The organism is Paenibacillus sp. FSL R5-0486, from assembly GCF_037975155.1.
Lineage (GTDB): Bacteria > Bacillota > Bacilli > Paenibacillales > Paenibacillaceae > Paenibacillus > Paenibacillus amylolyticus.
Genome location: NZ_CP150237.1, coordinates 5,359,073 through 5,371,955, shown reverse-complemented (window position 1 = coordinate 5,371,955; position 12,883 = coordinate 5,359,073). Strand labels below are relative to the sequence as shown.

The following is a 12,883-nucleotide window of genomic DNA, read 5'->3' as shown; positions in this document are numbered from 1 at the left end:
TCAACACACACTTTAATATTGTTTCATCTTGGAGCGCACTCTTGGATCAATAAAAGCGTACAGCAGATCAACCGCTACATTGATAATGGAGATCGTAATTGCTGTGTAGATTACTCCGCCCATGATACTCGGAATATCGGGGATGAATTGTTTATCCACAATATAGCTGCCGAGACCGCTGATATTAAACACTTTCTCCGTCACTGCTGCCCCGCCAAGCATGGCTCCGAATTGAAGTCCAACCACAGTTACGATTGGAATCAATGCATTACGTACAGCGTGTTTCAGCATGACCTGACGTTCGCTTAACCCCTTGGCGCGGGCGGTCATCACATAATCCTCATGAATGACTTCCAGTGTGGAAGACCGGGTCATCCGTGCCACCGCAGCCGTAAGTCCTGTGCCCAGCACAATGGTTGGCATAATGATCGACAGCCAGTTCTGCGGGTTGAAGGTGGCGGGAAGCCACTGTAATTTGATCGAAAAGTTCAGAATGAAAATAAGTCCTTGCCAGAAATTCGGGATCGATAATCCAATCAGAGCGATGAACATAAACGTATAATCGAACCATGAATTAGGCTTAATCGCTGAGATGATACCGATGGGCAATGCGATGACGAGTGCTAGCAGCAGGGAGATGACCGCCAGCGTCAATGTAATTGGAAACTTTCTTGCAATCGTTGCTGTTACGTCTTCATTTCCTGCAAAAGACTTGCCAAGATCGAAGAGAGCAACTCCCTTAATATTGTTCCAGAGCTGTGTAAGATAAGGCTGATCCAAGCCATACACCTGATTGAATGCTGCAATCTGTTCCTGCGTTGCTGTCTCTCCGAGAATGTTAGCTGCCGGGTTGAACGGAGACAGATACAAAATCGTAAATACGAGTGTGGCTACGCCCAGAATGACAAATACCGTCATCAGTATTCTTTCAAATATGTACTTTAGATAAGGATTTCCATACAAAAAGAGGATGCCATACATCAGACAGCCAGGAATAATGGATATCGCGAAAAACCACGGTTTGTCGATAAGGGTGTGGAATGTATCGGCCATCGTAAGACGTTGACTTCCCTGTTCCTGAAGTATGCGAGAAGTCCGCTCCTTCAACTCTTTCTGAACCGTTTCTTCCAACCATTCCTCGGTCTGACGTCTGAATTCTTCCTCACTGACCTGCTGCTGGAAAAAACGATGTTTGCGTCGTAGCTGTTCTTCGACTTCCAACTTCATCTTGTTCCGATAGGAAGAAGCGAGCAGTTCTTGCTCAGCCGTCTGCCTGGCGGCTACCCAGCCGTCATTTTTTCGATTCGAACGCCATATTAGAAACACGACCAGATTGATCGGTAATCCAAGAATGAACAGAACATATCGGTAGGAAGGATGAAGCATCATTTTGCCATAAATAAAACTTAAATTGTGCACCAACCGCGAGAGTCTGCTGCTTTCTGCAAGATTCAAACCAAGCGTGCCTCCTTTCATTCAGGTTTAAATTGCATTATTCCGATTGATATAGTATATATTATTTAGGGTCTAAACAATTGTCAAGGAATTAAATGGTATACATATGAGATAAGTGAATGTGAAATACGGATGAGAGCTGGTGATAACATGGAACCTTTATTGAAAGTGAATGATCTATCGGTCTCTTTTCATTCTGGAGAGAGTGAGTTTCATGCAGTACGAGAGGTAAGTTTTGAAGTGCGCAAAGGAGAGACACTAGGCATTGTAGGCGAATCGGGTAGTGGCAAGAGTGTAACCGCACGTTCCATTATGAGGCTGCTTGCATCGCCGCCTTCACAGATGAAAAATGGAGAGATTCTGTTCAAAGGGGTCGATCTGGCGAATAAAACGCAGAAAGAGATGGAGAGCATTCGTGGGCGTGATATTGGCATGATCTTTCAGGACCCGATGAGTTCTCTTAATCCGACTATTAAAGTGGGTAAACAGATCTCCGAAAGTCTAATCAAACATCAGAAGGTGTCCAAAAGGGAAGCCAAGAAACAGGCGATTGCCATGATGGAGCGGGTGGGGATAACTCGTAGTGAAATACGCTACAACCAATATCCACACGAATTCTCCGGAGGCATGCGCCAGCGGGTCATGATCGGTATTGCACTTGCTTGTCGTCCTGAATTACTCATTGCCGATGAGCCGACAACCGCACTTGACGTTACGATTCAGGCACAAATTCTTAATTTGATGAAAGATATGCAGGACCAACTGGGCACATCGATTATCCTGATCACGCATGATTTGGGCGTAGTAGCAGGCATGTGTGATCGGGTTGTTGTTATGAAAGAAGGACAGATTGTGGAAACCGGGACAACAACAGAGATTTTTGCTAATCCCAAACACCCGTATACGATCAGACTTCTGAATGCATTACCACGTCTGGATCAGAAGAAAAAGCCCAAACCGGTATCGTTGGTCCCGAGAGATCTGGAAGACGATCAGCCGTTGCTTGAGGTGAAATCACTCAGACAACATTTTAATCTGGGCAAAGGTAACACCTTAAAGGCGGTTAATGATATTAGCTTTCATATTCGTCAAGGAGAGACGCTTGGCGTTGTAGGGGAATCCGGTAGCGGAAAATCAACCACGGGCCGTGCGATTCTGCGATTGCATGAGCCAACAGGTGGAGATGTACTGTTTAAAGGAGTCCCGCTCAATCGTTTGTCGGCTTCGGAGATGAAAACGATGCGTAGACATATGCAAATCATCTTCCAAGACCCCTATGCATCTCTGAATCCCAAAATGAGGATTATGGATATCATTGGAGAAGCGCTTGATATTCATCAACTTGCAGGCACTGCCGCTCAGCGGGAAATGCGTGTGGAGGAATTGCTGGAGATGGTGGGTCTTGATCCCACCCATGCGCAGCGTTATCCACATGAATTCTCGGGTGGGCAGAGACAGCGGATCGGTATTGCACGAGCTCTGGCTGTGGAACCTGAATTCATCGTATGTGATGAGCCATTGTCTGCACTGGATGTGTCGATACAGGCTCAGATCGTACAATTGCTTGAAGAGTTGCAGCAGCGACTCGGATTGACATATCTCTTCATCGCGCATGACTTGTCCATGGTTAAACATATCAGTGATCGAGTGGCGGTGATGTATAACGGAAAAATTGTAGAGCTGGCCGAGAGTGAAGAACTCTATTCCAACCCGCAACATGCCTACACCAAGGCTTTGCTATCTGCTATTCCCGTGCCTGATCCGGCGGTAGAAGCGAAGAAAAAGAGACATGTTGTCAAAGAAACAACTAAAGAAAATGTTGAAGTAGAGGACCGTTATAATCTGGAACATTCCAAGTGGGTAGAAGTCACGGAAGGGCACTGGGTAGCCATATCTAGTTAGATAGTGCAATATATAGTCTGTTTCATCGACAAAAGAACCCCGACGATGATCTCTACAGATCGTTATCGGGGTTGAGTTATATGTTCTTCGTATAATGGCAGTAATCGAAAGCGATTATTTGAATTGAACCGATTTCTTGATGGTATCAATCTCGGCTTTGGTCTTATCATCCACGTAAGTGAATATGAAGTTGAAAGCATATCCTTCAATAATTGTACTATAGTAATCTTGAGTAACGGTTGAACCGTCACCTGGATCCATCGTGATTTGCATCAGATCCATCTCTTTACCACCGATGGTTTCCGTTGTCATTTCCTTATAATCGTAAGGGAACTGGCTATCCACCATGAATTTTTTGGTTGCTTCCAGGTAGTCTTTACCTGTACGAATGCCTTGCAACAAGCTTACTTTCTCAGCAACCGCAATTGCGGAAGGACCAACTTGGCCTGCATCTAATGGATACTTTGAAGCCATAAGCAGATTCAATGTTTTGGTCTGAGACAGTTCAATTTGTTTTTTCTTTGTTTCATCATCACCAGCAATCGCTTCGGATGAAGCACTTGTCAGCTCATTCATGCCTGCAGCATCCTGGAACTCCCAAGCTTCCGGAAATTTCAGAGATACGCCAAAATAGTCATTGGTGTAAGAACCTTTTTTCGTAGTCCCCAGCTCAACGTCTTGTGAATTATCAGTTTCCTTGGACTCTTCGCTTGCTGGTTCTGTGTTCTCTGTTTCTTCTGTATTGGCTGTATCAGAATCAGTACCTGTCGTTGTTTCTGTCGGGGTAGGCTCTTCTGTTGCGGCTGTGTTATCTGCTTTGTCACCGCAAGCGGCTGCAACCAGCATAATCATAATGAGCATGGCGAATAAAGAAGCTTTTTTTGGAATTGTCATATTACCCTCCTGAAATGTGTGTGTTTGTTTCTCTCTCTACATGTTGCCTGCTTCTTAAATTGTAGCACAAACGTTCTCATATACTACCTATAGGAATCTATAGGGGTCTTCTATACATAAGACATTCGGCTGGCAATTGAAACAGCTTCTGTGCTGGATTGCACACCTAATTTGTTAAAAATCACTTTTTTGTGATGATTCACGGTGCATTCCTTGATCTTTAATTTCAAAGCAATGGCTTTTACCGTGAGGCCTCCGGCTATCATCTCCAGAATGGTTAACTGACGCTCGGTGAACTCCACCGCCGGTTTGTCGCACGCTTCAGCAGTCTGTTGACTCTGATAACAGTTCTGCATGTACGCTGGAATTAGCTTGGCAATGGCAATCAGTTCACCTTGCATATCTGTATTAATGGTGGACACATCCAGATAACCGACATGTTGCGATCCCATGAACAGAGGTGCGGCGTAACAATGCCAGCTTTGAAAAAAAGGACTTTCATGCTGCTCGGGCAGCAGCACTACAGGCTCGTTGCTGTCCATCGTTACAGATATGGCGTTAACTCCACAGCTCTGTGCAGTGAAGAACATGCCAGGACGAATGGGGGAATGTTCTACTACAGCTTTAAGATCTGAACTATAATTCATCGAGAGGAGCACACCGTTGCTATCTGTGAGTAGAAAAAGATAAGTGCCCGTTAAATTCTCTTGGATAACCGAGATACTGTTCTGGAATGCATGAATCAGGAAATGATTGATTTTACGAAGCCTGTCCAGACTGGATTTTGGTAAATAGTCGAACGGAGCCGTTCCTGCTGCATGCGAGCAAGTCGGGGACTCTTCGTGTCGTGTGGCAAATGTAATGGCAGGCATGTTGTTTTCTCCTTGTTGCACAGTTCTCATCCAATCGTTTGAATGACGTGTCCTTCCTGGTCCTTGATTTCTGTTCTAACAATCTGAACGAGAATATGATCCAATGAAGTTATCTCAAATGTCCCTTCAACCGGACGAAGATTCTCTGCCAGCTCCTCAACAGTTTGTTTGTTCACCGTCAGGGTAACTTGTCTGTCCGACTCCAATACGGCTGGATGTTCTCCTGCTTCGAACAGAATATTAGTATCCGGTCCGATCAAGGATAGAGAGGCACCTTTCGAAATTCGGCTACGAAGGATGGTGCCAACTAATACGGCTTGTTTGGCTCCAAGCTGGAGTTTGGCCGGAACCGATTTTTGCAGCAATTTTTTTGCGAGGAGATTCCCAAGCCAGTTGTTGTATGAATAAAAACGCTGTGCTGGACCCGTCCTGTTCTATTCCATGCTCAACCGCTTGTATAACCGAAGGGATATCTGCGTACGAATTTCTCATCAGATCCGTCACATATTTGGGCATGAACATGGAGGAGGCAGACAGGAATCCACGAGCATTCCAGCTTTGAATCATTTCCAGTTCCCGACCTGTAATGCCAACCATCTGAATAAATTGCACTGAACCATTAGTCGTAGAGATCGCGGGTAGATCCGGGTCTTCAATAAACGAGAGAGCAGTCAGCAAAGTGTCGGACTCCAGACAGATGGGGCCATTGGCGTCCATGTAATCCCCTGGCTGAAAGATATTTCCGCTGTTGAACACGTATCGTCCTACATTCTGTAACAGATTCAGCGCCCAGGCTGGCGGATCAGTCTCTGCTTCACTGCGTGTAAGACGAAAGGTGAGCTCAAATCCATACCCGCTTTTGGATGCATCCTGCATCTCTTTTTCATATAATTCTGAGAAACCGTAGGTAACAAAATGCCAGTGAGGCATAGGTGTGTTCACCTCATAAACGCTAATGCCATCGAGTGGATCGGGACCTCCAAGAATATATGGAAGGGCAGTGCCGTAGTGTTTTGGCTCTTGTTCCCCATACAATTCACGCATGGATTGATCAATCGCATCCCAACCGGATGTGTTTTCTTCCTGAGTCATTATTGAATCCTCCTTGACTGTTCTTTCCCCCGAAAAACATTTAAAATTAAGTCTACCTGTTACAGAAACGGATTCAAGCGGCTTAAGGATGAATTGTGTCAGATAGGACTTGGGTGTTATTAATTGCAATTCAGGGAGTGAAATTACATGAGTATGAAAGGTATCTATTTAAAGGAGTTTAATCATACAAGCTGGGACTCATTTTCCGAAGGGTTTGAAGAACTTGGACAAAAGTTGGACCCCGCGTGGGTAGAACGTGCGCGATTACAAGGGATTCCGGCAGATATAAGTCGGGTGCTTTTGTGTGAAATGGGGGAGTACGTTTTTGAATGGATAGCTAAAGATATCCCGGCTTTAGGGGACCAAAGTCCCGCTGTTTACCTGGAAACGGAGGAAGGAGCGCAGGCATTAAGGGCGGCCATTATGCGTATGCCACGTTAATTTTTTCGATGGTGAGAGTGTGCGAGCGATCAGTTGATCCAGTGAAGTTGATTTTGCAAAATAGATATGTTACGCTTACATTACAAGAGCAAACACAACAGAATATGCAATAACATCTTTTGATGGATTGTAACTGTGAAGACAGGCAAAACCTAAACTGATGGTGAAATGAAAGCTCCTTTTTTTGGTGCTATTTTACCTTGAGTTTAGGTTTTTCTTGTTTTCTGCTCTAAATCACACCATTTTTTACCTGGAAAAACCAAAATAAATTTCGAAAAGAGGTTGTTGTTCATGACCACGGCAAAAAAAGGATTCCCCGAAAACTTCCTATGGGGCGGCGCTACAGCTGCCAATCAATTGGAGGGTGCATTCGATAAGGACGGCAAAGGCCTCTCCACAGCGGACATGATCGCTCATGTTCCCAAAGAGAAGCGTACAGGCGGACATGCTATGGAAATTTCCTCTTCCCGAATCGAAGAGATCCTCTCCGGCAAATTTGAAGAACGTTTCCCGAAACGTTTTGGTATCGATTTCTACCATCACTTTAGAGAAGATATTGCATTGTTCGCTGAAATGGGCTTCAAAGTATTCCGTTTGTCCATTCACTGGGCACGTATTTTCCCGAACGGTTATGATCAAGAGCCGAATGAAGCAGGCTTGAAATTCTATGATGAAGTATTTGACGAATTGTTGAAATATGGCATCGAGCCGCTCGTTACATTGTCTCACTATGAGACACCGCTTGGCTTGACGCAAAAATATAACGGCTGGGCTGGCCGTGAAGTAATCGAGCACTATGTTCGGTATGCAGAAACGGTGTTCAACCGTTATAAAAATAAAGTGAAATACTGGCTGACGTTTAATGAAATTAACGTCATGTTGTTCAGCCCATACACTGGCGGCGGCATTCTGATCGATAAAGTGGACAACAAACTGCAAACCACTTATCAAGCGCTGCATCACCAATTTGTAGCAAGTGCATTGGTAACGAAGCTTGCTCACGAGATTATGCCTGGTTCCCAAGTGGGTTGTATGCTTGCTCGTATGGAAACTTATGCAGCAACATGTAATCCGGTAGATGTTCGTCTGGCTCAACACGAGAATCAGATTAACCTCTTCTTCACGGACATGCATGCTCGTGGTAAATACCCGAACTACATGGCTCGTTATTTTGAAGAAAACGACATCGTGATCCAAAAAGAAGCAGGCGATGACGAGATCTTGCTGAACAATACCGTTGATTTCATCTCCTTCAGCTACTACATGTCCGTAACCAAATCTGCATCTGCAGACAAGGAAGAAACATCGGGTAACCTGACTGGCGGCGTGAAAAACCCTTATCTGGAAGCATCCGACTGGGGCTGGGAGATCGATCCGATCGGTCTGCGCGTAACCTTGAACAACTTCTGGGATCGTTACCAGAAACCATTGTTCATCGTAGAAAATGGTCTGGGTGCATATGACCGTGTTGAAGAAGACGGTTCGATCCATGACTCCTATCGTGTGGATTACCTGAAAAAACACATCGAACAAATGAAAGAAGCCATCAAAGATGGCGTCGATCTGATTGGATTTACAGCATGGGGCCCGATTGACCTTGTGAGCATGTCCACTTCCGAAATGTCCAAACGTTATGGTTTCATCTACGTGGATCTGGATGACGAAGGTAACGGAACACTCAAACGTTCCAAAAAGGATTCATTCGACTGGTACAAAAACGTAATCTCCAGTAATGGTGAGCAACTGTAGTTCTCACGTTTTCTGAGCGGGCAAACCTGATATAACAGTTAGTGTTTAATGGAATTTAATGTTCCTGAGGGCCTGCTGATTAGCGTTTGTCCGCTTTTTTATGTGCTGCAAACATTACATATGGAGGGATATCTTTTGAAAAGATGGAGTATGAACACAAAAAGTATGGGATGGATGCTTGCCCTGACACTAAGTCTGAGTGTGATCTGGCCAGCAACCGTTGGTGCGGAAAGCAACCAGGTTACTCGAATCCAGGCCAATACCTATGTTGGTGATCCTGGAGAGATGGTAGAGTCCTTTGACATTACTGTAGCAAATCCGGAGAAATATCAGAATCTGAAAGCTTCAGACTTCGAAATTACTGGCAATTATGATGGCTATCCCTTAAATGAAGAGGAAGAGATCATACAAAATGAGTATGAAGATGACGGAATAAAATTGACAATTACGGATCATACCATCCATATGGCGGTAAAGCCTTTTAAATATCCAGGTGGATTTAAGTCAGCATTTGCAGTCACAAGCAAGGCGTATCCTGAACTTTCTTTTGACGATAAAAATGTAAATGTAGTCAAAACACGTACGGTCGATGAGTTTGAAAAAGGACAATTTACAGGCAGTAATGGTGCGAACTTGTCCTATCAACTGAAACGAAGCACGTCCGAAGAACCGAAGCCGCTCATGGTATGGCTTCATGGCGGGGGTGAAGTAGGTACGGATGGTAGAAGTCATCTTACGGCTAATCGTGGAGCAGTAGTCTGGACGGAATCGGGGTATGATACTTCCGTGCTTGCTGTACAGTATCCCGAGAATTACAGTTTCAAAATTTACGATAACCCTGAACAACTGGCTAAAATGCAAGCATATTTTGTTGCACAGTATGAGCTGATCCAGAAGCTGGTTGCTGAAGGTGAAGTTGATCCGAATCGGATCTATCTGTCTGGTGTTTCCAGTGGCGGTGGTGGTGCCTTCCGTTTCTTGACACAATATCCCGATCTGTTTGCTGGAGCGATTATTGTAGCGGCCAAGGATACGGTAGCGGATTACACCGGATCTGTTGAAGCATTCAAAAAAGAACTGAAAGATATTGTGGATGTCCCAGTATGGATTATGCATGCCAAAAATGATCCAACCACTGACAGCCGGACAAGCTCTTTGGCTTATCAGGCTTTGACTGAGCTTGGAGCCAAGCATGTCAATATGACGCTGTATGACGATGCTTACATGGATAGCCAAAGACTGTACGGTGGCATGAAGCATTGGTCATGGGTACCGGCTTTTGACAACAAAGAAGTACTTGCCGACCTGTTCCAACTAAGCAAAGGAACTTCAGGGGAACAGGATGGAGGTAACATAGAGCATGGAACAAAACCAACTGAGCCTGTGACAAGAGCGCAGATCGCCCTCGTGCTTGCCGACAAGTTAAATCTTCCTGAAGTATCCGAATCTGCTTACCCGTACACAGATTCTGCCCCTGAATGGGCTCGTCAGGCCATCGCAACAGTGACTAAGGCAGGATTGATGAAAGGTGTCAGCAATCAGATATTTGCCTCGGGAGAGGAAGTAACACGTGCACAGATGGCAGTGATCGTAGACCATATTTTGACGAGTCGCGGCTGGAATGATGCAGACGAGTCAACTGTAGTATTGTTCAAGGATTTGAATGATAAGCATTGGGCTTATGAAGCCGTTCAAAATAGTGCCAAAGCCGGTATTATGTCCGGTATGTCCAAAGATCAATTTGATTCATCGAAGTCGGTTACAGGTGCTCAGCTGGAGCTGATTCTGCAACGATTGGAACAATTGCCAACAAACTAAGTTCAATAACCAACTTTATAATGATAAATAATGAGAGGAATGATTGATATGACTACACCATTTCCGAAAGACTTCCTATGGGGCGGCGCTGTAGCAGCCAACCAACTTGAAGGAGCTTATAATACAGATGGCAAAGGTCTGTCTGTTCAAGATGTAATGCCACATGGGATTACAACGCCTAGAACGGAAGCACCTACAGAAGATAACCTGAAACTGATCGGTATCGATTTCTACAACCGCTACAAAGAGGATGTTAAACTGTTTGCTGAAATGGGCTTCAAAGTGTTCCGTACATCTATCGCTTGGTCCCGTATCTTCCCTAAAGGTGATGAATTGGAGCCAAATGAGAAAGGTCTGCAATTCTACGATGACCTGTTCGATGAGTGCCACAAATACGGGATTGAACCACTCGTAACGATCTCTCACTATGAGACACCGCTGCATTTGTCCAAAACATATGATGGCTGGGTTAACCGTAAAATGATCGATTTCTACGAGCGTTATGTAACAGTGCTGTTCAACCGTTTCAAAGGCAAAGTGAAATACTGGCTGACATTCAACGAAATCAACTCCATCCTGGAGGAACCATTCATGAGTGGCGGAATCTATACGCCAAAAGCTGAACTGTCCAAACAGGATCTTTACCAAGCGATCCATCATGAATTGGTAGCCAGTGCGTTAGCTGTAAAACTGGGTCATGAAATTATGCCTGAAGCCAAAATCGGCTGTATGGTACTGAGCATGCCTACGTATCCGCTGACTCCGAATCCGGATGATGTGGTTGCAGCGATGCATGCGGAACAGCGCAATGATATCTTTGCTGATATCCATGCACGTGGATACTATCCAAAATACATTAATCGTTATTTCAAAGCGAATAATATCAATATCAAGTTTGAAGATGGCGATGCTGAAATTCTGAAGCATACCGTAGACTTTATCTCGTTCAGTTATTATGTAAGTATCTGTGAGACTGGTGATCCCGAGAAACGTATCGAAGGAAAAGGGAACCTGTTCGCAGGTGTGCAAAACCCTTATCTGAAAGCGAGTGAGTGGGGCTGGCAGATCGATCCGCAAGGGCTGCGCGTAACCTTGAACAAATACTGGGACCGTTATCAAAAACCATTGTTTATTGTCGAAAATGGTCTGGGCGCAGTCGATGAACTGATTACGGACGAAAATGGCAATAAAACGGTGAACGATGATTACCGTATTCAATACTTGAATGACCATCTGGTACAGGTTGGCGAAGCTCTTGAGGATGGCGTAGAAGTGATGGGTTATACGTCATGGGGCTGTATTGACCTGGTAAGTGCTTCAACAGCAGAGATGAAGAAACGTTATGGTTTCATCTATGTAGACCGCAACAATGACGGGTCAGGAACATTGGAGCGTTACAAGAAAAAATCATTCCATTGGTACAAGGAAGTTATTAGTACAAATGGCGCAAGTCTTAAGAACAACAACGAGTAAACACTAGTTCTATAAGCATAGTTGTGCAAGCACCTTCTGATGTCACATTAACGCACATTAACCGCTTTCACAAAAACATTGTCATATGGATAATTATATGGTAAGATGGGCCTAAGGCTAATGAATACTGGATTGTTACTGTTCAATCAGGCAAAACCAGAAGCGGGGCATATTTCGTGACCTGCTTTGGTTTTGCCTTTTACTACTTTGACGGTGCAAGGTGATGTGAAGAAATGAAAATTGAGAAGGTGCTGAACAACAACGTAGTTACCGTAATTGATCCGGGAGGAAACGAACTGGTCGTTATGGGACGTGGAATTGCCTTCAAAAAGCATACTGGTGAATCGATTGACGAGAGTCTCGTCGAAAAAATATTCTCGCTTGAAAGTAAGGAAGTATCACAGAAACTTAAAACACTTCTGTCTGATATCCCGGTTGAATATGTCGAGTGCTCGGATGAGATTATCCGTTATGCCGAGACGGTGTTAGGTGAGAAGCTGCATGAAAGCATCTACATTTCACTGACGGATCATATTCATTTTGCCATTGATCGACATCGTCAAGGATTGCAGATCCGTAACGCATTGTTCTGGGAGATCAAGCGCATGTACCGGAAGGAATATGCCATTGGACTCAAGGCGCTACAGATTATTGAGGAAACATTAGGTGTCCTGCTACCCGAAGACGAATGCGCATTCATTGCAATGCATCTGGTTAATGCCCAGATGAACGGTGAGATGAGGGAAACGATCAGTATTACGAACATCGTTAAGGACATACTTAACATCGTAAGACGTAGCTTTGTGATTGAACTTGATGAAGATTCATTGAGTTATTATCGATTTTTAACTCATCTGAAGTTCTTTGCCCAACGTGTGTTGCAAGGAACGGCGATTGAAGATAAAGAAGTAGATAATCCGCTTCATGACTTGGTGAGCAAGCAGTATCCGGAAGCACATGCATGTGCAGTAAGGATCAGTGACTATACGCGTAAGATCTATAATCGGGTATTGTCCAAGGAAGAAATACTGTATCTGACCATTCATATTGAACGAATTGTCAGAAATGAACAAACAATTGAATAAAGTTGGGATTGTTACTGCTAAAAAGGCAAAACCTAAACGTTGAATAATGATAAGCTTTTCTGCTTTGTCATTATTCAGTGTTTAGGTTTTTTTTTAACCTTC

General features: G+C 44.3%; 9 protein-coding genes and 1 pseudogene. 6 read left to right on the top strand and 4 right to left on the bottom strand.

The window, feature by feature from the left end:
- Positions 1-12: 12 nt before the first annotated feature.
- Positions 13-1,455: an ABC transporter permease subunit gene (locus tag MKY01_RS23860; protein ID WP_255319895.1), complete on the bottom strand. Its 1,443-nt coding sequence runs from the start codon at positions 1,453-1,455 to the stop codon at positions 13-15.
- Positions 1,456-1,605: 150 nt separating this feature from the next.
- On the opposite strand from MKY01_RS23860, the gene MKY01_RS23855 reads away from it, so the two are divergent.
- A complete protein-coding gene (locus MKY01_RS23855) occupies positions 1,606-3,357 on the top strand; it encodes an ABC transporter ATP-binding protein (protein ID WP_288993425.1) in 1,752 nt (583 codons plus the stop codon).
- 114 nt (positions 3,358-3,471) lie between these two features.
- Here MKY01_RS23855 and MKY01_RS23850 read toward each other — a convergent pair whose 3' ends face one another.
- From MKY01_RS23850 to MKY01_RS23840, 3 genes and pseudogenes are all read right to left on the bottom strand, one after another.
- Positions 3,472-4,251, bottom strand: coding sequence for a hypothetical protein (locus MKY01_RS23850; protein WP_127550049.1), 780 nt, complete (start codon positions 4,249-4,251; stop codon positions 3,472-3,474).
- Positions 4,252-4,361: 110 nt separating this feature from the next.
- Positions 4,362-5,123: a LuxR C-terminal-related transcriptional regulator gene (locus MKY01_RS23845; protein ID WP_127550051.1), complete on the bottom strand. Its 762-nt coding sequence runs from the start codon at positions 5,121-5,123 to the stop codon at positions 4,362-4,364.
- Positions 5,124-5,149: 26 nt separating this feature from the next.
- Positions 5,150-6,215 (bottom strand): annotated as a pseudogene (locus MKY01_RS23840) (suppressor of fused domain protein).
- Between the two features lie 147 nt (positions 6,216-6,362).
- On the opposite strand from MKY01_RS23840, the gene MKY01_RS23835 reads away from it, so the two are divergent.
- The 5 genes from MKY01_RS23835 (at position 6,363) to MKY01_RS23815 (ending at position 12,781) form a co-directional block, all read left to right on the top strand.
- Positions 6,363-6,656: an antitoxin Xre/MbcA/ParS toxin-binding domain-containing protein gene (locus MKY01_RS23835; protein WP_127550055.1), complete on the top strand. Its 294-nt coding sequence runs from the start codon at positions 6,363-6,365 to the stop codon at positions 6,654-6,656.
- Between the two features lie 291 nt (positions 6,657-6,947).
- Positions 6,948-8,405 carry a glycoside hydrolase family 1 protein gene (locus MKY01_RS23830; RefSeq protein WP_127550057.1) on the top strand — a complete coding sequence of 486 codons (1,458 nt, stop codon included), beginning with the start codon at positions 6,948-6,950 and terminating at the stop codon, positions 8,403-8,405.
- Between the two features lie 135 nt (positions 8,406-8,540).
- Positions 8,541-10,223: an S-layer homology domain-containing protein gene (locus MKY01_RS23825; RefSeq protein WP_164783358.1), complete on the top strand. Its 1,683-nt coding sequence runs from the start codon at positions 8,541-8,543 to the stop codon at positions 10,221-10,223.
- Positions 10,224-10,265: 42 nt separating this feature from the next.
- Entirely contained in the window at positions 10,266-11,696 is a 1,431-nt protein-coding gene (locus MKY01_RS23820) for a glycoside hydrolase family 1 protein (RefSeq protein WP_218034880.1), read from the top strand.
- Positions 11,697-11,929: 233 nt separating this feature from the next.
- Positions 11,930-12,781, top strand: coding sequence for a PRD domain-containing protein (locus MKY01_RS23815; RefSeq protein ID WP_036617363.1), 852 nt, complete (start codon positions 11,930-11,932; stop codon positions 12,779-12,781).
- Positions 12,782-12,883: the final 102 nt, after the last annotated feature.